Annotated in this window: 22 protein-coding genes; 10 read left to right on the forward strand and 12 right to left on the reverse strand. The window is 50.2% G+C overall.

The annotated features are described in order from the left end of the window. Positions 1 to 73: 73 nt before the first annotated feature. Together ACFSUF_RS13145 and ACFSUF_RS13150 are read right to left on the reverse strand one after the other, a co-directional pair. Positions 74 to 547 carry a cupin domain-containing protein gene (locus ACFSUF_RS13145; protein ID WP_377603368.1) on the reverse strand — a complete coding sequence of 158 codons (474 nt, stop codon included), beginning with the start codon at positions 545 to 547 and terminating at the stop codon, positions 74 to 76. 234 nt (positions 548 to 781) lie between these two features. After that, the gene (locus ACFSUF_RS13150) at positions 782 to 1,375 is read right to left on the reverse strand and encodes a TetR/AcrR family transcriptional regulator (RefSeq protein ID WP_377603369.1); all 594 of its coding nucleotides are present in this window, start codon (positions 1,373 to 1,375) and stop codon (positions 782 to 784) included. 162 nt (positions 1,376 to 1,537) lie between these two features. On the opposite strand from ACFSUF_RS13150, the gene ACFSUF_RS13155 reads away from it, so the two are divergent. Together ACFSUF_RS13155 and ACFSUF_RS13160 are read left to right on the forward strand one after the other, a co-directional pair. Next, the gene (locus tag ACFSUF_RS13155) at positions 1,538 to 2,290 is read left to right on the forward strand and encodes an SDR family NAD(P)-dependent oxidoreductase (protein ID WP_377603370.1); all 753 of its coding nucleotides are present in this window, start codon (positions 1,538 to 1,540) and stop codon (positions 2,288 to 2,290) included. A gap of 163 nt (positions 2,291 to 2,453) precedes the next feature. After that, on the forward strand, positions 2,454 to 3,629 hold the full coding sequence (locus ACFSUF_RS13160) for an MFS transporter (RefSeq protein WP_377603371.1): 1,176 nt from the start codon (positions 2,454 to 2,456) through the stop codon (positions 3,627 to 3,629). A 241-nt stretch (positions 3,630 to 3,870) separates the two neighbouring features. Here ACFSUF_RS13160 and bshB2 read toward each other — a convergent pair whose 3' ends face one another. The 5 genes from bshB2 to ACFSUF_RS13185 all read right to left on the reverse strand — a co-directional run bounded on the left by bshB2 (position 3,871) and on the right by ACFSUF_RS13185 (position 7,079). Beyond that, the gene (gene bshB2 / locus ACFSUF_RS13165) at positions 3,871 to 4,527 is read right to left on the reverse strand and encodes a bacillithiol biosynthesis deacetylase BshB2 (RefSeq protein WP_377603372.1); all 657 of its coding nucleotides are present in this window, start codon (positions 4,525 to 4,527) and stop codon (positions 3,871 to 3,873) included. A 25-nt stretch (positions 4,528 to 4,552) separates the two neighbouring features. Then, on the reverse strand, positions 4,553 to 4,900 hold the full coding sequence (locus ACFSUF_RS13170) for a YojF family protein (RefSeq protein ID WP_377603373.1): 348 nt from the start codon (positions 4,898 to 4,900) through the stop codon (positions 4,553 to 4,555). A gap of 4 nt (positions 4,901 to 4,904) precedes the next feature. Beyond that, positions 4,905 to 5,120 carry a helix-turn-helix domain-containing protein gene (locus tag ACFSUF_RS13175; RefSeq protein WP_377603374.1) on the reverse strand — a complete coding sequence of 72 codons (216 nt, stop codon included), beginning with the start codon at positions 5,118 to 5,120 and terminating at the stop codon, positions 4,905 to 4,907. A gap of 67 nt (positions 5,121 to 5,187) precedes the next feature. Further along, positions 5,188 to 5,775, reverse strand: a complete 588-nt coding sequence (locus ACFSUF_RS13180; RefSeq protein ID WP_377603375.1) for a M15 family metallopeptidase — start codon at positions 5,773 to 5,775, stop codon at positions 5,188 to 5,190. 110 nt (positions 5,776 to 5,885) lie between these two features. Continuing rightward, positions 5,886 to 7,079, reverse strand: a complete 1,194-nt coding sequence (locus ACFSUF_RS13185; RefSeq protein WP_377603376.1) for an MFS transporter — start codon at positions 7,077 to 7,079, stop codon at positions 5,886 to 5,888. Positions 7,080 to 7,293: 214 nt separating this feature from the next. On the opposite strand from ACFSUF_RS13185, the gene ACFSUF_RS13190 reads away from it, so the two are divergent. Further along, entirely contained in the window at positions 7,294 to 8,472 is a 1,179-nt protein-coding gene (locus ACFSUF_RS13190; protein WP_377603377.1) for a NupC/NupG family nucleoside CNT transporter, read from the forward strand. Positions 8,473 to 8,484: 12 nt separating this feature from the next. Here the strand turns inward: ACFSUF_RS13190 and ACFSUF_RS13195 are convergent, their stop codons facing one another. After that, a complete protein-coding gene (locus ACFSUF_RS13195) occupies positions 8,485 to 8,952 on the reverse strand; it encodes a hypothetical protein (protein WP_377603378.1) in 468 nt (155 codons plus the stop codon). A gap of 180 nt (positions 8,953 to 9,132) precedes the next feature. On the opposite strand from ACFSUF_RS13195, the gene ACFSUF_RS13200 reads away from it, so the two are divergent. The 3 genes from ACFSUF_RS13200 (at position 9,133) to ACFSUF_RS13210 (ending at position 12,482) form a co-directional block, all read left to right on the forward strand. Next, positions 9,133 to 10,668, forward strand: a complete 1,536-nt coding sequence (locus ACFSUF_RS13200) for an FAD-dependent oxidoreductase (RefSeq protein ID WP_377603379.1) — start codon at positions 9,133 to 9,135, stop codon at positions 10,666 to 10,668. A 177-nt stretch (positions 10,669 to 10,845) separates the two neighbouring features. Continuing rightward, complete coding sequence (locus ACFSUF_RS13205) at positions 10,846 to 11,445, forward strand: ANTAR domain-containing response regulator (protein WP_377603380.1); 600 nt, start codon at positions 10,846 to 10,848, stop codon at positions 11,443 to 11,445. Then, positions 11,442 to 12,482 (forward strand): anthranilate phosphoribosyltransferase, encoded by a 1,041-nt coding sequence (locus ACFSUF_RS13210; protein WP_377603381.1) that lies wholly within the window; start codon positions 11,442 to 11,444, stop codon positions 12,480 to 12,482. Before ACFSUF_RS13205 ends, ACFSUF_RS13210 begins: the two co-directional genes overlap by 4 nt. Here the strand turns inward: ACFSUF_RS13210 and ACFSUF_RS13215 are convergent. Beyond that, entirely contained in the window at positions 12,451 to 12,579 is a 129-nt protein-coding gene (locus ACFSUF_RS13215) for a hypothetical protein (protein WP_377603382.1), read from the reverse strand. The two genes, ACFSUF_RS13210 and ACFSUF_RS13215, sit on opposite strands and share 32 nt — an antisense overlap. 150 nt (positions 12,580 to 12,729) lie before the next feature. Between ACFSUF_RS13215 and ACFSUF_RS13220 the strand changes: the two genes are divergently transcribed. Further along, positions 12,730 to 13,386 (forward strand): deoxynucleoside kinase, encoded by a 657-nt coding sequence (locus tag ACFSUF_RS13220; protein ID WP_377603383.1) that lies wholly within the window; start codon positions 12,730 to 12,732, stop codon positions 13,384 to 13,386. An 81-nt stretch (positions 13,387 to 13,467) separates the two neighbouring features. Here ACFSUF_RS13220 and ACFSUF_RS13225 read toward each other — a convergent pair whose 3' ends face one another. Continuing rightward, positions 13,468 to 14,577, reverse strand: a complete 1,110-nt coding sequence (locus ACFSUF_RS13225) for an MBL fold metallo-hydrolase (protein WP_377603384.1) — start codon at positions 14,575 to 14,577, stop codon at positions 13,468 to 13,470. A 282-nt stretch (positions 14,578 to 14,859) separates the two neighbouring features. Here ACFSUF_RS13225 and ACFSUF_RS13230 point away from each other — a divergent pair, with 282 nt between their 5' ends. After that, positions 14,860 to 15,996, forward strand: a complete 1,137-nt coding sequence (locus ACFSUF_RS13230; RefSeq protein ID WP_377603385.1) for an N-acetylmuramoyl-L-alanine amidase — start codon at positions 14,860 to 14,862, stop codon at positions 15,994 to 15,996. Between the two features lie 68 nt (positions 15,997 to 16,064). Next, a complete protein-coding gene (locus ACFSUF_RS13235; RefSeq protein ID WP_377603386.1) occupies positions 16,065 to 16,931 on the forward strand; it encodes a copper amine oxidase N-terminal domain-containing protein in 867 nt (288 codons plus the stop codon). Between the two features lie 87 nt (positions 16,932 to 17,018). Here ACFSUF_RS13235 and rlmN read toward each other — a convergent pair whose 3' ends face one another. Together rlmN and ACFSUF_RS13245 are read right to left on the reverse strand one after the other, a co-directional pair. Beyond that, entirely contained in the window at positions 17,019 to 18,083 is a 1,065-nt protein-coding gene (gene rlmN, locus ACFSUF_RS13240; protein ID WP_377603387.1) for a 23S rRNA (adenine(2503)-C(2))-methyltransferase RlmN, read from the reverse strand. 89 nt (positions 18,084 to 18,172) lie between these two features. Beyond that, positions 18,173 to 19,114, reverse strand: coding sequence for a helix-turn-helix domain-containing protein (locus ACFSUF_RS13245; protein ID WP_377603388.1), 942 nt, complete (start codon positions 19,112 to 19,114; stop codon positions 18,173 to 18,175). Positions 19,115 to 19,262: 148 nt separating this feature from the next. Here ACFSUF_RS13245 and ACFSUF_RS13250 point away from each other — a divergent pair, with 148 nt between their 5' ends. Then, positions 19,263 to 20,099 (forward strand): phytanoyl-CoA dioxygenase family protein, encoded by an 837-nt coding sequence (locus tag ACFSUF_RS13250; RefSeq protein ID WP_377603389.1) that lies wholly within the window; start codon positions 19,263 to 19,265, stop codon positions 20,097 to 20,099. Positions 20,100 to 20,156: the final 57 nt, after the last annotated feature.

Raw genomic sequence — 20,156 nt, forward strand, 5'->3', positions numbered from 1 at the left:
TACAAGCCCAAAACATGGAGTATCCGCGCCGTTTTACTCCAAGCAGCGTCCTATCCGAAAATCAATCTATTTGTTAGTTATTAGTAAGCGGTCCTACGATGAAAGTTTTATACTTTGTTGTCACAAGTTCAACAACTTCTTCTTTTGATTTCCCGATCACATCTGTGAACATATTTTCAATACCTGAAGGTGTGTACATGATCGACATACGCAATGTTGAGTCGGTTAAATTGACAAAACCATGAGCCACGCCTCGTGGAGCGACGATGACATCACCTGCTGCTGCATCGAATTCTTTGCCGTCTAAATGGATATGGGCAACTCCTTCAATAATGTGTATAATTTCATCCGCTTCTTCATGGTAGTGTATGAATGTTCCTTTTCCTGGACCCTCAACAAGATCAAGGAACGTATATTCTCCATTTACATCTTCGCCCTTTACACGAATGCTCACATCTTCTCCTGGAAACACAGTGATCCATTCACGCTCAGCATATCGGTGCACAATTGCTTTACGTTCATTTGGTGCTGATTGATGATTTGTCATGTTGTTACCCTCCAAATGTATTTATAGAATGCTGAATTCACACTAATCAAATGAATGTGTAAATCTTTATTCGTAAACATAATAGAGTAACGAATGATTTTAGAGAAGTAGACACATTTTTGTTACCAGGTTACTTAAAGTATACTTTTCATTCTCTTCTCACTTGAGGACAGAAAATTTTCACCTTGAAAAGCCCTCGAATTCCAGGGGGCTTCAGCATACCGTTTTAGCAAATCAATGAATAGAGATTTTGGCATCTGCCTGCCGCCTGCTCACCAACTTAATTAGTTGATCTTGAATATAGGATGGTGAATGTTCAAAACCACTTTCTATCCAGTGGAAAACAAGTCCTAATACAGCATGAAGATTGTAAATTGTAAATAATTCATGGTCGATTCCATCGTCAGGATATACGATCTCTTCCATCGATATACGTTTTAAAGATGTAAACATCTTATTCTTAATATCTGGAAGCACGTCGCTGTTCAACAAGAGGGTATAGACGGAGGCGTTCTTTGTAACGTGCTCAACGATTAGGACCGAATTTGCCGGTATTTCGTTAATACGGAATACTTCTGCTTTTTCATACGGCGCACGAAATGATTGGATTAAGTCTTGAATTAAATCGTTAATAATCTCATCAAGTAATGCTTCTTGGCTTTCAAAATTTGAATAAAAGGTTCCACGATTAAAATTCGCATGATTAACAATCTCCGTTATGGATATGTTGCGGAAAGGTTTTTTTGACATCAGATGTAACAAAGATTCTTTTAAAGCAATCCTGCTTCTTTTGACACGGCGATCTGTTTTTATGATTTTTTCGGACAAGTTTCTCATCTCCTTCTTCTATTAATAAACAAACTCAAACCGTTTGCATGTTAACATACAAAATCGATTTTTTTGCTGATTGTAGTAAATTTCTTGTCACTATATAGTTTTATTATGCACATGACCATCAAGTGCAAATTCATAATTCGGAGTGATAACAACATGAACGACTTAAAAGGTAAAGTTGCTCTGGTAACAGGTGCCTCACAAGGAATCGGTGCTGGAATTGCACGGACCATGGGAAAAGCAGGAGCGAAGATTGTAGTCAACCATTTAAACTCTCCAGTAGAGGCCCAAAAGGTAGTAGATGATATCAAATCCGCCGGAGGTCAGGCGATTCATGTTCATGCAGATGTAACTAAATCTGATGAGATTGCCGCGATGTTCGATTATGCCGAGAAACACTTTGGGCTGGTTGACGTTATTGTAAATAATGCAGGCGTTTATGAATTTGGCAAGGTGGAGGATTTAACAATCGAGCAAATCCGCTTTCAATTCGACATCAACGTTACCGGCCCGCTGCTAGTCATCGGGGAAGCCGTACGTCGTCTAGGCGATCATGGCGGCAGCATAGTAAATATTGGCTCAACAGCAACACAAATCATAGAAGCAGAAAAAGTTGTCTACAGCTCGACGAAAAGTGCCGTAGATACGATTACCAAAGTACTTTCTAAAGAACTAGGTCCTCGCAATATTCGAGTTAACTCAGTAAATCCAGGCGGAACTGAAACTGAGGGAGGACATAAACACGGTTTAATGGGCAGCCCTTATATTATTGATCTTATCAATCGTACACCGCTCGGTCGTATTGGTCAGCCGGAGGATATTGGACTCGTTGCCACTTTCCTTGCATCTGATGACGCCAGGTGGTTAACGGGAGAAGTTCTTCTTGTTTCTGGAGGTTTACGGCCGTAATGTTTTTGCAATGCTGCATTTACAACACTCTTCCAGCAGCATATCTTCATGTATGATATAAGGTTCTTGTCTAATCCAATGACAAGAACCTTCTCATATTCCCGATGTGCAGATAATTAGTATATGGAAAATTCAGGATATACCGTAGAAAGAAGGCTAGTTTATGAAACGGAGTTTTATCATCACTTTATTGTCCTTGGCACTGGTGACCACCCTGGCTCCTATGCTGGCTGCACCCGCTGTCAAGCTTCTCGTTGTCGAGTTTCCTGATACAAGTCTGACACTGATTCAGCTAATTGTTACGTTATCATCCTTATTTATATTGCCAACCTTAACCATAGTCGGTTTTTTATCCAAAAGGTTCGCCAAGAAAGATCTGTTGATCACTGGACTCGTCTTATATTTAATCGGTGGAGTCATACCGGCCTTTTTGAATGATGTAACATGGATCCTTGTTTTTCGGGCAATTCTCGGGTTAGGTATCGGATTGATCATACCTGTCCAAAATACCATTGTTGCCGAGTACTTTAAAGGAAATGATCGTTTCAGGTTTAATGGGTACATTTCCTCCGTAAGCGGAATCGGCGGAGCGGTGTTCATTTCCCTAGGCGGAATCTTAGCAACTCTTGGTTGGAGAGGTGTATTCTTCACTTATTCTTATGCCCTTATCATCCTTATTCTAATCGTACTTTACATCCCGAGGTCGAAACCGGTTAGAACCGAGGAAGTAAAGAATACGGCAAAGGCAGGACTGTTGCCTTTGAAAACCCTGCTTTATGGTTTAGCCAGCGCAGGTTTATTAATTCTCTACTATACAGTACCTACCAATCTGGCTTTATTTATTACAGACAATCAATTTGGAGATTCATCAGTAGTGGGCTATGTAACCGCTCTTTCCCTGTTTGCCGTGTTTATTTCAGGAATGATGCTTACATCGCTTAAGCGGTGGTTAAAGAAGGCATTGGTACCTGTTATTTTATTCATTTTTGCAGGATCCTATCTGTTGTTACACGAAGCACAGTCCATATGGATGATTGCCGTGAGCGTCTTCATTATCGGGTTTGCTAATGGAACGATCTTCCCGATATTGATAAACAAGACTTCGGAAAGCGTATCCTTAGATCGTGTAACCTCTGCCATGTCGCTGCTGTTCAGTTTGACCTTTATCGGCCAATTCAGTTCTCCGCTCGTGATGAACAGCATTAGAGCAATATTCAATTTCGACTCATTGCGTGACACATTCTTCTTCATGGCGATAGTGTTGTTGATCTCGGCCATTATTTCTTTGTTAGTCGTTATGAAACCAAAGTTGAAGCAAGCAGAGCAAGCCAATGGTTGATTCATATGCAAACGTGCTGATATGAACTTGACTCGAAATTAGCAGTCGGAATGTCTTCTTTTCTGTGAGGCTGTCCCTAAAGTAGCATAAAATCTACTCGAGGGACGCCTCTTTTTTATAACTCCGTTTTTCATAAATAGGATGTTTACAAAATCGAGAAAAAGGGGCGCCCCTCAGTCATTTATTGAGACTTTGGGACAGCCCCTTATGTGCTGCGGCCATATGCTTAACCAAAAACTCCCTATTCAAACCGGTATGTCCAAAATCTCTCCGTCCCGAAGCGCTCCTGAATCTCTTCATTGGACAGCTTGTTGCTGCCCAGCAGCTCCACGGCCTGAAACTGGGAGCGGTGGGCTTTGATCGCTTCCATCTTGTTCGCTAAGAAAGGTTTCACATCTACCCTCACATCGGGCTTCCCGATGGCCGACTCCAGGTTTTTGGCAAAAGCCATGCAATATACTGCAGGTCTGCCTTCCGCCGGCCTGGTGCCGATAGTGCGAATAACAGCTTCTCCCGTGGCATCGTGGTCGGGGTGAACGCTGTAGCCCGGATAAAAAGTATACACGATATCAGGTTTCAGCTCATCCAGCAGTGCGCTGATGGCCGTATCCAATACGTCGTAGGGTTCGAATTCGATCGTTTTGTCGTGGAATCCCATCATTCGTAAATCCTGAATGCCGATGGCGCGGCAGGATGCCTCCAGCTCAAGGCGGCGGATTTCGGGCAGGGTTACACGGTTGGCAAACGGCGGAATGCCCATATTCCTTCCCATTTCACCTAAGGTCAAGCAGGCATAGGTGACATGTGCTCCTTCCTGGACCGCTTTGGCCAGCGTGCCGGACAGGCCGAACGCTTCATCATCCGGGTGCGGTAAAATTACCAATATGTTTTGACTCATTCCAACCTACCTCCAACACTTCTGTTTATATAAAAGGCGTACGGCTCAACTGCAGCGCGACAACTAGTTTTCCCTGCCCGTCATGGCCTGCAAGCAATAGCCTCTCCGTTTCGGTCTCTTCATAATGGGTCAACCCCTCGGAGTAAACCCAGCCATGATCGGTCTTCAAACCGACGCGAAACGGTCCTTGACCGGCAATCACCGCATGGTGATACGTAATCCGTGCATTGGATATGAACGTCGCTGCCGGATGTTTCGAACTGTCCAAATGGGAAGCATATGCCCCTGTGGTCATTTCGAGATGCAGATACAGCGTTTCGTCCTGTAAAGACTGCAGACGCTGTTGAATGTAGTGCGCTTCTATTTTTTGCATCCTACTATCCTCCGTTATGTAATTCATACAATTCCTCTACCCTGCAGTCCAAAATCAGGGAGATGTTCACAGCCGCCTTCAACGGCATGATTCTCTTATTGCCGATATAGTCCTCAAGCCGTTCAGGCTTCAGCTGAAGTGCTCCGGCCAACTGTCCCAAACTCATGCCTGAAGCCTGTATGCGCTCTTTCAGCAGGCACCGTCCCAATTCCACTTTCAAGCTTTACCCTCCCGGCTGAATGGTGTTAGTTCACCTACATCATAGCCAAAAAACCCGCAATTTATCGTCAGGACCCCTCGCTGGCTGCATTCGTGCCGTTTGATGCCTTTACCAATTCGCTGTATTTGCCCCGCTGCAATTCGCCAATCGAGTAACCGAATGTCATTTGCAAGTGAGGATAGTCCTTGAATTCGGGCCAGTCCCCTCCCCATTCAAAACCGAGCTTTTTGGCAATCCCGACAACTTCCATCCAGTCCTTAGCTCCATTCCCGTTGCCGTCGGTGTTCATTTCCCACGTGACTCCGCCGTCTTTCGTTCGCAATGCAAAATCCAGGGCAAGCCCGTAATTATGATAGGATTCCCCGCCCCTGGCTTTAGTAACAACCGCTCCCTCAGCGGACCTGCCCTGGGCATAGAGCGCATCCTGTTCCTCAAAACTGCGGAAGCCGTCCGTGATGACGATCCGGATCCCTTTCGCTTCGGCCAGCTGAACGAGCTCGCTTTTCTTTTGAATTAAGACGGGATGCAGCGCTGTTATATCCGGTTGTACGCGAGGTTCAGCAATATGTATGTCAAATGGCAGCCTTTCGCTGTCCTTCCACAACCATAGGAAAAGAACTGCTGCGACGGCCAGCGCGTAAAGTAACTTTTTCACAACATCCGGGGCTCCTCTATCAGTCTATGATGTCCTTATATCATACTACGAATTGCTAGATTCGCAAAAAAAAGGACCGGCAGCCTCCCTCCGCCGGTCTGTCCGTGCCCTCATACTCCCGCGTTCATTTGCCTTGTGTCGGTGCGGTCCTTGCTGCCTGCCATAAATAGTGCCGTGCCGATCAGTGCGCATAAACACGCCCCGAACAATAACGCCTCCAAAGGAACGGTCTCTGACAAGCCCGTGCTGATCAGCGGACCGATGGTGCCCCGGATACCGAACAGCATCAGATGAAGCCCGAAGACGACCGCTTCCCTGCCCGGCGCAATCCGGAACACAAAGGCCAATATGCCGATATCCCAGATCGCATCGCCGACTCCCTGAACTGCGCTTCCGATGATGACGGCCGGGTAATTAAAGAACACCCCATAGAGCAGAGGAATGAGTGTGTAAGCCGCCAATCCGTAAACCAGGGTATGTTTCGGCGAGAAACGGTCAATGACCCAGCCTACTACAAAATAGGACACCAGCAGGGAACTGAAATAAGCCATCCTTGCCCATCCGATCTCCACATTGCTTAACCCGAGCCGTTCTACCTGAATAATTTGGTATAACGGGTTGGCTAAAATATTCGCAAATCCGGCGAAAGTCGTTGCAGTGAAGAAAACGGCCAAACCCGGGTGCTGCCGGATCACCTGCCACTGCTCCTTTAACGAAGACCTCTTGGTTACTGCAGGCTGAGCCGCGGGCCGCTCGTCTTCTTTCAATCTTGTAAAGATGAGAATCGATAACATTCCCGTAAGCCCTGCAGCCAGCAGCGGCCCGGACGGGCCGCCGAAGTCGGTCCAGATGCCCACCAGAAAGGATAACGGAATCATGAGCGCGCTCATGGCGATCCGGACATAACTCATCAGCCGCCCCCGCAGATCAGCCGGATAAATCCGTGTAATCAGAGCTGCATAGGCCGGAGCCTGTATCCCCATCAGCAGATGAAATAACAACGCCGTCGCTACATACACCCATGGTGCGCCGAAGAAAGCAGGCAATACCAGCAGCAGCCTCCCGATCAGATTCGGCACAATCACAAACGGTTTGGGCGTAGTCCGCTCGATCCAGCCTGCCCAAAGCGGTGAAAACAAGAGCCCGATCGCCGGCGCCGCCGCGAGCAGCCCTACCTGGATATTGGAAGCGCCTTGCTGAATCGCCATCGGAACATAAAACTGGTTAAACACGACATTAAATAAACTGAACGTAACAGCCGCAATGAAATCGGTTCTGAAATTAAACCACGACGTATAATTCATACGCAGCCCCATACGGGGAAAATGCCTCCACTTGCTGGACTCCATAGACTTGATGACTACCCTTCATTGGTAAAATAATTTGAATGTTCTACTGTATTCGCCGGGAATACAAAAATCTCCTGTTCCGGTTCCATATGAATTCGTGTGGTAATATCCGTAAAACTTGGGAACATTACAACCTAAATTCACTATGCCGTTACAGGAGATTGATTCCATGACCTACTTTATCGCCCTCGTTGGCCTGCTTGCCGTATTTCTTCTGGCCTACTCCGCCAGCAATAACCGGAAGGATATCCGGTACCGCCCTCTTGTCGTCATGCTTGCCCTCCAGCTGGTCCTTGCCTTTTTACTTCTGAACACGCGTGTTGGCGAAGCGGTCATCGGTTCGTTCGCAACCGCATTCTCTTATTTATTGGGGTATGCGGCAGAAGGCATTAATTTTGTTTTCGGCGGGCTTGCCAATGAAGGGCAGTCCCCTTTCTTTATCGGTGTACTTCTGCCTATTGTGTTCATCTCGGCCCTGATCGGGATTCTTCAATATACCCGCATCCTGCCGTTTATTATTCAATATATAGGGCTTGTGCTCAGTAAGGTCAACGGCATGGGCCGGCTGGAATCCTATAATGCGGTTGCTTCTGCGGTTCTGGGACAGTCCGAGGTTTTCATCTCGGTCAAGAAGCAGATCGGCTTCCTCCCGCGGCACCGGCTGTATACGCTGTGCGCGTCAGCCATGTCAACCGTATCCATGTCGATCGTTGGGGCTTATATGACGATGATCCAGCCGAAATACGTAGTTGCGGCCCTCGTACTGAACCTGTTCGGCGGCTTTATGATCGCTTCGGTCATTAATCCTTACCGGGTTAGCAGCGAAGAGGACCTTCTCGAGGTTCAAGCCGATGAAACCCAGTCCTTCTTCGAGATGTTGGGCGAATACATTCTCGACGGGTTTAAAGTTGCCGTTATCGTTGCCGCGATGCTGATCGGATTTGTTGCCCTGATCGCGATGATTAACGGATTGTTCAACTTGGCCTTCGGCATAACGTTCCAGGAACTGCTCGGTTATGTATTCGCGCCGTTCGCATTTCTTATGGGCATTCCTTGGAAGGAAGCGGTCGAAGCAGGAAGCATTATGGCTACGAAGCTGGTGTCTAACGAATTTGTAGCCATGCTCAACTTGGCCGATCATAAAGACCTGACATCCAAAACCGTAGGAATCATCTCCGTCTTTCTGGTCTCTTTCGCGAACTTCTCCTCGATCGGGATCATCGCCGGTGCTGTCAAAGGCCTCCATGAAAGCCAGGGAAACGTGGTTGCAAGGTTCGGCTTGAGGCTGCTGTACGGGGCAACGCTGGTCAGCGTGCTGTCAGCAACGGTAGCCGGGTTATTTTTGTAAAAGTGTTATGGATCAGGCATGAATGCTGCTGACGCTTCTCAAACCGGACTTCCAGGTAAGCCGGTCTTCTTCTACCTGAACAAACACGGGACGGGACAACGTTTCTATAATAAAGACGGGTTTATCGGACAGAAGCGTCCTCGGCAGCCGGAGGCTGGATTGATTCAAATAAGTTTCATGGTACCCGGTGGCGACCGGGGTGAACACCTGGAGCTTCATCCTTCCGTATACTCGGTAAATGGAGGCTTCTTCGGTCTGCACCGCCCGCTCCCACTCCATAAAGTCAACTTGGTTTACCATCAACAGATGCCTTCTCTCCTGCATATCGGTAAAGCCCACTTCCGCCTGGTTCCAGTGGTGTGCCGCAAGCAGTTCTTTTGCCCGGATCAGTGCCAGTTTCCTGTGGTCCGCTTTTACCAAAGTGCTGACTTCCGCTTCGTAGATGCCTTTTGCAGTAAAGTTCAGGTTCGTTGTTAGCATGCCATTACCCCTTTTTCATCCTGGTAGTTTCGTAATTCCTTAACTGATTATACGGACTCCGGTTTACGAAGTATGTCAGTTCTTGCGCCGATACCTTAACATTTTACGACAAACGGATTTTCGAGTAAGAAATTAAAGATTTGGGCATATTAGGAAAAAAGTGATTAAAGGAGATTCTGCATGTCAACAGACCCGATCGAAACATTCCCTCAATTTCCGCAATCCTATTGGCTCGATTCACAAGAAATCCCCGAATTTCCTGAATTGACATCCGACCTCGAAGTGGATGTCGCCATCGTGGGAGCCGGGATCACAGGACTGACAACAGCTTATCTTCTCACGCAAAAAGGCCTCAAAGTAGCCGTGCTGAATGCCGGCCGGATTCTTCATGGGACCACGGGGCATACGACAGCCAAAATCACCGCCCAGCACGGGCTTATCTATGATGAGTACCGCTCGCATTTCGGCAAGGAAAAAGCCCGGCATTATTATGAAGCTAATCAGGAAGCGCTTGATTTCATTAGAAATACAATCCAGGAACATAATATCGACTGCCAGTTCCTTGAACAGGATGCCTATGTGTATACGCAGGACGAAAATTACATAAGGAAATTGGAAGCGGAAGCGGATGCCTATTCCGAATTAGGCATTCAAGGGCGTTTTGAGCAGAGCACTCCGCTGCCTTTTAGTGTGAAAGGAGCTGTAGTTATGGAACGGCAGGCCCAGTTCAATCCGGTCCCGTTCCTGACTCACCTGGTGAAGCATATCGTTAAAAACGACGGCCACATCTTCGAAAATACAACGGTCAACGGTGTAGAGAAAAGCGGATCCCCTACGGTTACCACACAAAACGGACGCAAGGTCCATTGTAAGTATGCAGTATCTGCCTCACATTTTCCGTTCAATGATCGCAATGGCTTTTATTTTGCCAGGCTGCATACGGAGCGTTCCTATGCGTTAGCCGCCAAAACCTCCAAGCCCTATCCCGGAGGGATGTATATCAATGCGGAGTCACCGGCGAGGTCCCTGCGTTCCGTTCTCATCAACGGGGAGCCTATGGTGATCTTCAGCGGGGAAGGACATAAAACGGGCCAGGGAATTTGTACGTTCCGGCATTTTGAGGCATTGGAGAAGTTCGGATCGGAAACGTTCGGTATCGAAAACATTCCCTATCGCTGGTCGGCGCAAGACGTGTTCACTTTGGACAATCTGCCTTATATCGGACAGGAGCTGCAGGGACATCCGAACATATTGGTAGCAACGGGTTACCGCAAGTGGGGCATGACGACAAGCGTGGTTGCGGCTATTTTGAATACAAAGCTGATTACAGGCGAAGACAGTCCGTACCGCGAGCTGTTCGATCCCCACCGGTTTCATGCGGATCCGGACATCAAAACGTTCATTGCCCAAAATACCGATGTTGCGAAACATCTGGTTGCCGGAAAGCTGGAGTTTGCCCAGAAGCACACGGATGAAATAGACAATGACGAGGGAGCTGTTGTGCGGATCAAAGGCAAACGGGCCGGAGCGTACCGGGATCCGAACGGCGTACTTCACCTGGTTGATACGACCTGTACTCATATGGGCTGCGAAGTGGAATGGAACGGCGCAGAGCGGACCTGGGACTGTCCGTGCCACGGTTCTCGGTATAATTACGAGGGAGATGTCATCGAAGGCCCTGCCAAGAAGGCGCTCGGCAAAGTGGACGCTCCGTAAAGCGATTGGAAGCCCTCATCCGGCAGAAGAAGACCGGATGAGGGCTTCTTTATGTTAATATTAATAACATCAATTTTGAGTATCGACAAAAATTCATCCCCATGTTATATTCTGTGTTAGGTAAGTTAACATTAAAGTGAAATTAACCGAGAAAGTCATGTTACGGGGGTGATTGCCTTGCTTCATTCACTGCTCCTCATCGACGATTTCCGCCACCTTAGAGGGCCGCATTTGCCTTCTCCCGCTGAAAAGCTGCTCCCTTTAGGCTTGAGGGTAGAAACAGCCGATCCTGCGCAGCTGGAACATCGGCTGGCTGCAGCTGATGCTTTACTTCTGTCCGTTCCGCCGGATCAGGTATCCCGCTGCCGGAGGCTGACGGCTCCGATCCGTCAGGTTCCCCTGATCTGGTGGTGCGACGACCTCACCTTTCCAGGTGACGGCTGCAAAATGGACCAGGACATCGATGGGATGTTAAGCCCGCATATGAACGCTTCGGATATACACTGTTCGCTGATGCTGGCTTTTCAACTGCACATCCAAAGAAGAGACTGGCAGATCGAACGAGAACAGCTTCTTGCCAAGATGGAAGAGAGAAAATGGATTGAACAGGCCAAACGGATCCTGAGCGAAATCAAGCAAATTTCCGAGGCGGAAGCCTATGATTTTCTTCGAAAGCAGGCTATGAATGAGAGAAAGAGGATGGTAGATGTATCTACATCCATTGTGAAGGTGTATGAGCTGCTTCAAGGTAACGAAAAGAGAGGGCGATCCAGATGATTACATTACTGAAAGAAGTCGGCCGGGGCAAGCGCGGTGCACGGGACCTTACCTTCGAAGAGGCGCTGTATGCCGCTGAGATGATTCTGTCAGGGAAGTCTACGCCTGCGCAGACGGGTGCTTTCCTGGTTGCCGAACGGATCAAGATGGAATCCATTGAGGAAATCTCTGCTTTTGTAATAGCTTGCAAGGAACGCAGCCTGGCCTTTCCGGCACACGGCGGCATCGATTGTGCGGGTCCTTATGACGGACGAACTCGCTCCTTTCTGGCTACCCTTCCCACAGCTTTCGTCCTCGCTTCCTGCGGTCTCCCTGCCACGCTCCACGCCAGCCCGTCTCTGCCTCCGAAGTGGGGAATCACCCTGATTGACGTTTGGGACGCTCTCGGCATACCGGCCGGCGCCCTGTCTTATGAGAGTCTGACTACAGCCGCTGCAGCCAGCCAATTCCTGTTCGTTCCATCGGAGCGCTGGTGTCAGCCGCTTGCCGGCCTTAGAGGATTGAGAGAGGAACTGGGACTGCGCACCGTATTTAATTCCGCTGAAAAGCTGCTTCGCTTTTCGGATGCGCCCTATATGGCAGCAGGTGTGTTCCACGGTACCGTGTTTGAGAAAATGGCATCCCTCATTCAGCGGTTAGGAGTGAAACGGGGACTCATTGTCCAAGGGATGGAAGGTTCGGAAGATCTCAGTGTGGAGAAGCGCACCCGCACTTATCTGGTTCAAGGAAGCCAAGCCGAGTTGTATGTTGTGGACCCGGAACATTACGAACTGCAGACTGAGTTTCCGGAAATGGAATGGACTGCGGACCGGCAGGCGGACATGATGATGGCCGTCCTGGAAGGGACGGCACCGCTGCCATATTGGAATCAGGTGATCCTGAACAGTGCGGTCAGGCTTTGGATTGCGGAAAAGGTATCTTCTGTGGAAGAGGGAATCTACCTGTCCAAATATCAGCTGGAACATGGGCTCCCCCTAAAACAATTTCAAATGTGGAAAAAAACGGTTATGGCATCTGTCCCTTCTGAAGCCCGATGACGGCGCCGGCATGGCAGGCCGGCCCGGCGTCCCAGCCGGCGCTGCGTTTGCCCTGCTTCCGCGGAACTCCCGCTGCCGGCCCTGCTCTTCCTCCCATTTCGATCCCGGCTAACAAATCCCCTTATCAAACCGGCCAAAACATGATAGACTACATAAGCCAAATTTTAATTGACAGACACCGGACGAGGCAGCATAACAGTTACTTCTAGAGGCTTATCAGGTGGGGTTAGAAGGAGAAAGGGGAACAATGGCTTTGATAGTTGTAGGTGGAATGATTGGGCTGGGCAAAACTTCCGTAGCCAATTTACTGGGGAGGGAGCTCGGGTCGGATGTATTTTATGAAGAAGTGGATGAGAACCCGATCCTGCCTTTATTTTATACAGCTTCGGCGGAAGAAATAGAGAAGAAGAGATATCCTTTTTTGCTGCAACTGTTTTTTCTGGATAAAAGGTTTCGCGCCATCAAGCAGGCACTGGTCAGCCCTCGCAATATTTTGGACCGGAGCATTTATGAGGACTGGTATTTCGCTAAAGTCAATAAGGAACTTGGACGCATTACAGATCTGGAGTTCTCGGTATATGAAAGCCTTGCCGACAACATGATGGAAGAGCTCCAGGAGCTGCCTAAGAAATCACCGGACCTAATGGTGTACCTGAAAGCATCGTTTGACACGGTCCTGTACCGGATCGGGCTGCGGGGACGCGAATTCGAGCAGGATGAGGATCTCATCGATTACTATTATAAACTTTGGTCCGGTTACGACGAGTGGGTGATGAATCACTATCACGCTTCGGACGTGCTGATCGTGGATATGGACCAAACCGATATCATCAACAACCCGGAAGATGCAAGCCGACTGGTCGAGACGATCAAAGTGAAGCTGCATGAGCTGGGTTTGGAATAAAATCGGGGCAGCCCATCAAGGTATGATTCACCTTGATGGACTGCCCCTTTCCATTTTTTACTGTTTGCGCTCTCCGGCACTCTACCGTATCCCCCGCCACCATGCTGTCGCAGGATAAACGCCTGTGCCGACCGGAATAGTTTCCCCTATTTCCGGAGTCGCCGCCGGCACGCCTGCCTCTCCGGCCGCCTTCGTCACCCGCTCGGCCGGGTCCACCCAATCATGCAGCGCCAGCGTGAAGGCGCCCCAATGGATCGGAACCAGTATGCCGCCCTGTACCTCCCTATGTGCCCGCACGGTTTCCTCCGGCAACATATGGATGTCGGCCCAGCGCGGGTCGTACTGCCCGCATTCCATCATGGCCGCGTCAAACGGGCCGTATTTGCGGCCGATCTCAGCAAAATGGCTGCCATACCCGCTGTCGCCGCTGCAAAACAGCTTAACGGCACTCCCCTGGATTACCCACGAGCACCATAACGAACGGCCCCGGTCAAACAGCCCCCGTCCCGAGAAATGCCTTGCCGGCGTACATACCAGCCGCAGCCCCTGAAACTCCAGCTCCTCCCACCAGTCGTGCTCGGTGATGAGTTCCGGGCGAACTCCCCAGCGTTCCAGATGGGCCGCCACTCCCAAAGGAACGATAAACCGCCCCACCCGGTCTTTCAGCTTTCGGACGGTGCTGTAGTCCAGATGATCGTAATGGTCATGCGTAAAGAGCACCGCATCGACCTGCGGCAGCTCCTCCACCTCGGCCGGGAGCTCCTTACTGTACCTTTTGCTCCCGATCCATGCAAAGGGTGACGCCGCCGGGCCGAACATCGGATCCACCAGCAGCGTCACGCCTTCTACGCGAAGCAGCAGAGCCGAATGACCGAACCAGGTGATGGACGAGGCATGTTTACGCCAGACATCCGGATCCAGCCTCCTTACCGGAAGGGGCACAGCCGGCTTTACGTTCGGATTTCCCTTCATATAATCGCGGAGGAGCGATTTCGTATTGCCCCAGTTTGCCTGAAAAGGGACGGATGGCGAAGCATTCCGGAACTGCTTCCCTTGAAACTGGGCCGACTGCCTGTACCGTTTCTTTTGCCCTGCGGATGATCTGCCGCCAAACGGCGGGTAGTAAAGTAGAAATAAAATCGCTGCCAGAACCAATCCGACAGCAGCTGTCCAACCCACGTAGCCAACCACTGTGTTAACTCCTTTTCGCTTCGGACGGCGCCGGAAATTCTCTTGGTTTACCCGAACGGGCGAACACGTACGTGTTCATCATAAATTCCCTGATTTTACATGTCAAATGTCCCGAAACGGGTCTATTCCTGCGTCCCCTGCCCCACAATGAAATCGCCTTGTCCTGATTGCCCCGCCGTTCGGCAGTGTCGAAAGTAACATTTTTCCTGAGAGGAATAACTTTTTGGAATAAATTGCGTCTATACCTATGTTACTTTACTGAGTCTACAGAGGTGAGCATGCTTGAAAAAGTGGATGAAATGCCTGCATCTGGGGCTTGCGGCGGTGTTGTCCGGACTGCTGCTGCCATCGGTTCCTGATCTCGAGGCGGCATCGGCCTATAAGGCTACAGTATACGCGGACACATTGAACGTACGAAGCGAGCCTTCTTCTGAAGCCCGGATCGTGGGCAGCTTAAAGAGCGGTACGGAAGTTACCGTATCAAAAGAACAGTATGGCTGGCTGTACATCCGGCGCGGGACCTTGGAAGGCTGGACGGCAGGGTATTATTTGCAAAAAACAGGCGGCAGCGCAACAAAAAATACGGATTCCGTCAAAACCGCAGCAGTGCAGTCTACCGCGATGATCGACGCCAACGGCCTGCGGATTCGGAAAGGGCCCGGAAAAGGCAATGAAGTGCTTGGATCCCTCAACCGGGGAGACAACGTTACTGTGCTGGATCGAAGCGGGGATTGGCTGCGTATCGAAACGGAAGACGGAACTGCAGGGTGGGTTGCATCGCAGTATGTACAAGCTGCCGGCAGCGGCGGCAATATACAGACCGCCAGCAGCTCGGAAGCTTCCTCCAGCGGTTCGCCCCGCAGCCGGAATGGAAGCATCCGCGGCAAAGTCATTGTTGTGGACGCAGGACACGGGGGTACGGATCCAGGGATGATTGGAACGACGTACGGCACCGTAGAGAAAGATTTGAATCTCGATACAGCCAAGTATGTAAAGGACGAGCTTACGGCGATGGGTGCCAAGGTCATCATGACGCGAACCAAAGACAGCGAAAAGCCTGGCCTGCAGGCCAGGGTCCAGGTCAGCACCGAGATGCAGGCGGACGCGTTCGTCAGCATTCATTATAATTCTTCGCCCAAGCAGGCTAGCGGAATTCTGACCTTTTACTACACTGAGACTGATGATCTGAAGTTAGCGAGAGCCGTGGAGCAACGTCTGGGTGAGGGCATCGGCCTCAAAAGCAACGGGGTCTCCTTTGGCGACTACCACATTCTCCGGGAGAACCCCACGCCGGCGACACTGGTGGAACTTGGATTTCTTTCGAACCCGAAAGATGAAGATGCCGTACGCACCTCTTCTTATCAGCGCAAAGCGGCTAAGGCCATTGCCAAAGGTCTCCGGGATTATTTCGAATCCTAAGCCAATTGCCATGAATTATCATTGTCTTCATTTCTTAATCCATCCATAATCTATCGCGGAGGTGTAACATGAAAAGAAAATTTTTTACAGCAGCGCTGGCCTTCATGATGGCATTTGCGGTTGTGCCGGGATCCCTGTCCGCCGCAGCTAAGCCGATACAGGTCACCGTTCAGGATGAGCCGGTCGCTTATGATCAGCCCCCTGTAGTACAACAAGGACGTGTGCTGGTGCCTTTCCGCCAGACCGTGGAAAGCATGGGCATCGAAGTTGTGTGGGATGCCAAAAAGCAGCAAATTACGGCCACGTACGGAGCAAAGAAAGTCGTGTTAACTATCAACAGCCTGTATGCCGCGGTAAATGGAGCCAAACGGAAGCTGGACGTGCCGCCGCAGGTGATCAAAAGCCGCACATTGATTCCGCTGCGCTTTTTGTCCGAAGCTTTCGGAGCAAAAGTAATTTGGGACGCAAAGACGCACAAGGTGAAGATTACGATTTATGAAGCACTACATACGCATTATTCGAAGGTGGATACGGGCGGGAATATATTGGAAACCTATCCTTCCGAAGCGGCATTCCAGGCGAAACTGGATAACCTGGGGGAAGATGAAGAGTTTATGCAGACCGTGCTGTGGAATAATCTGATGGATCCGAATTCGCATGGCGTCACATCCACCAGCTATTCCATCCGGAAGGTTGACGGCACATATCGGTTCCTGACATTGAATACCGATACGGATCTGGAGAAAGAAAACAATGAAAGCTTCGCCTACGGCAGCGGTATTCTGGATGTTTACGACCTGGAGACCGGAGAACCTCTGGATGAATTTGAAGGTCCGTTGGAAAAGGTCGCCTTCAGTGAAAACTTGAAGTTCACCACTTGGATGGTGCTTCGCGACGCGGGCCTTCTGCCGGCTGAAGAGGAAAAAACAGCTTAATACATCATAACCTTTACACCAAAAAAAGCTGCCGGCATCCTGCCGGCAGCTTTCGTGGTTTTCTATACTTGCTTGCCTTCCCCCGACTTAAGCGTTCGCCTTAATCTGCTTGCTTCTCAGCTGGCCGCAGGCGGCATCGATGTCCGAGCCGTGCTCCATCCGCACGCTGCAGCTGACGCCCTGCTTCTTCAGCGTATCGAAGAACGCACGCACGGATTCCTGCTCCGTCCGCTGGTACTGGCTGTGCTCATCCACCGGATTATATGGGATGAGATTCACGTTCACCATCGGCCGGCGGTCACCGATCAGCTCCGCCAGTTCGAGCGCATGCTCCTTGCGGTCGTTGACATCTTTCAGCAAGATGTACTCCAGCGTCAACCGCCGGTTCGTCCGTTCGAGGTAATAATCGATCGCATCCATCAGCTGGGCAATAAGAATGGCTTTATTGATTTTCATAATGCGCGTGCGCAGCTCATCATTAGGCGCATGCAGCGAAATCGCCAGGTTCGTCTGCAGATCGTCGTCCGCGAACTCCTTGATCTTGGATGCCAGGCCGCTTGTGGAGACCGTAATATGGCGGGCCCCGATCGCCAACCCTTTGTGATCTTTGACCACCCGGATGAAGTTCGCCATATGCTCGTAATTATCGAACGGCTCGCCGATTCCCATTACGACGATGTGGCTGACCCGTTCCCCCTTGCCTGCAGCATCCAGATGAAGCTGTACGTTCATGATTTGCTCCACGATCTCCCCTGCAGTCAAATCGCGGCTCTTCGCCAGCAGCCCGCTCGCGCAGAAGCTGCAGCCGATGTTGCAGCCCACCTGCGTGGTCACACAGACCGACAGGCCGAATTTGTGGCGCATCATCACCGTTTCAATCAGGTTCCCGTCCTGCAGGCGAAACAGAAACTTCACGGTGCCGTCCACCGACTCCTGCTTCGTGTGCTCCTCCAGTGTCTGTATGGAGAAATGCTCCGCCAGAAGATGCAGCGTATCCTGATTCACGCCCGTCATTTCTGAAAAATCCGTAACTCTTGTTCTATATAACCACTCCCACACCTGTACGGCGCGGGACTTCTTATGTCCTTGTTCCATCAGCCATGCCGCCAGCTGATCCTGGGTCAATCCATAGACGGAAGGTTTGTAAGTCATGCTCGCTTATCCTCTTTCCCTTGTAAACATCGTTTCTTCCTCCCATTGTCCCAAAAATAAGCTGTGAACACAAGTGGAGCGGCCTGCATCTATTGCAAGTCATCCACATATACGTGGGCTTGGCCTTTGTCCGGGCGCTTAGGTTCCACGGTCACTCTCTTGAATTTTTCCTTATAGGACCCGGGCGTCATCCCGACTTTGGCTTTAAACAGCTTGGCAAAATGGTACTGGTCCGCAAACCCGCAATAGCCGGCGATCGTCTCCAGGGTAAGCTCGCTGCCCGCAAGCAGTTCCTGCGCATGTTCGATTCTTAGATTCAGCAAATATTGATGGGGCGGAACGCCGAAGTCCCGCTTGAAGACGGCGCGAAACCGGGAAGGAGAAAGTCCGGCACGCCGGGCCATGGTCTCAATGGATACCTGCTCGTTTAACCGCAGGGAGAGATAGGAAGGAACCCACTGAAGCCCTCCCCCGGAGGGCTGGGTTTCTCTCTCGCTTGGCTGGTGCTGCTCCATAATGGTGAGCATGAGCTCCATAGCGATCTGTTGAGCGCGGAGCTGAGCCAGTTCCCCCGGTTCCAGCCAGCAGCCCACCATCCGCAGAAACCGTTCCCGGAACCGCTCCGGCTGTAAAGGCCGAAAGGCAGCCGGCAGCTCTATCCCAAGCTGCTCCTTCACGGTGGGCTGCAGTAAATGCCGATATTCCGACAGATCGATCTGACCGGGACGCGTGGGAAAGCTTTCCTGTCTTCGTTCGTTGTAGAACAGGTCGAAATGAATGAAAGGCGTGACCGTATCCGTCAGCCCTTCCAAATAAACAATTTGCCCCGGCTGAACAAGGAAGTAATCGCCGGACGACAGGTGATAGGGTGTGCCGTCGATTTTAAACAGGCACTTCCCGCTTTGAACATAGATGAGCAAATAATCCAGCAGCCTTTTCTCCGGACCGATCCAGGGAGTGCGTACCGCAAAATCCCCTTCCCTTAGGTACGGAAGCATCGGTTGAAAATACCCGGGATTCGGTTCCGTCATCCGCACGTCTCCCACTCTTTCTTATTGAAATTTATACGCAGTCATTTTTGATAAAAATGCAATCAATTTCAACATATATACCTTGTATTATATATATTATCTTAAACTTACATCATCACTTTTGACAAACGAAAGGAGAAATATAATCATGAGTCAGGATCAGGCAACAAGCTTCGGACCAGTGCTGGAGGGGGATTATGTATTGACGGCCGAACAGGTCGCCTCTTATCAGAAAAACGGCCATATTCTTCTCCGTCAGGCAGCGAATGAGGAGGAAATCAGTCTCTTTCAACCGGCCATCGAAGAGACGGTCCGCGAAGCTGCTATGGGACTAAAGCCGCTGGAAGAACGGGATACGTACGGCAAGGCTTTTATACAGATATGCAACCTTTGGAAAATGAATCCTGTCGTTGCCCGCTTTGTGCTTGCGCGCCGTTTCGCTAAAATCGCCGCGGAATTGATGGGCGTGGACGGTGTGCGCATCTATCATGATCAAGCCCTGTTCAAAGAACCGGGCGGAGGGCACACCCCATGGCATCAGGATCAGATTTACTGGCCGCTGGATACGGACAAAACGATCACGATGTGGATGCCGCTAGTTCCTGTACCGGAAGAGATCGGATCGATGACGTTTGTCGATGAATCCCATTTGAACGGATTCATCAGCCGTGAGCTGATCTCCGATGAATCTCACCGGACGCTCAAGGAGTATATCGAGAAAAAAGGACTGCAGCAGGTGCAATACGGCGCTCTTGCCGCAGGGGACGCTACGTTCCACGCCGGCTGGACGCTGCACAGCGCTCCGGGCAACCCGACGCCGAATACGCGTCAAGTGATGACGGTCATTTACTACGCAGACGGAACTAAAGCGCTGGAGCCGGACAGCAACGCGCGCCGCAACGACCTTTCCGCTTGGCTTCCGGGCGTGCAGCCTGGCGAGCCTGCCGCCACCGAATTGAATCCTCTCTTGTATAAGCACGGCTAACCGACCGGAAGTTCGTAACAAACAGCATCAGACTATACTTTCTTATATGCTAAAAAA

This window comes from Paenibacillus gansuensis, from assembly GCF_042684925.1.
Classification (GTDB): Bacteria; Bacillota; Bacilli; order Paenibacillales; family DY6; genus Paenibacillus_N; species Paenibacillus_N gansuensis.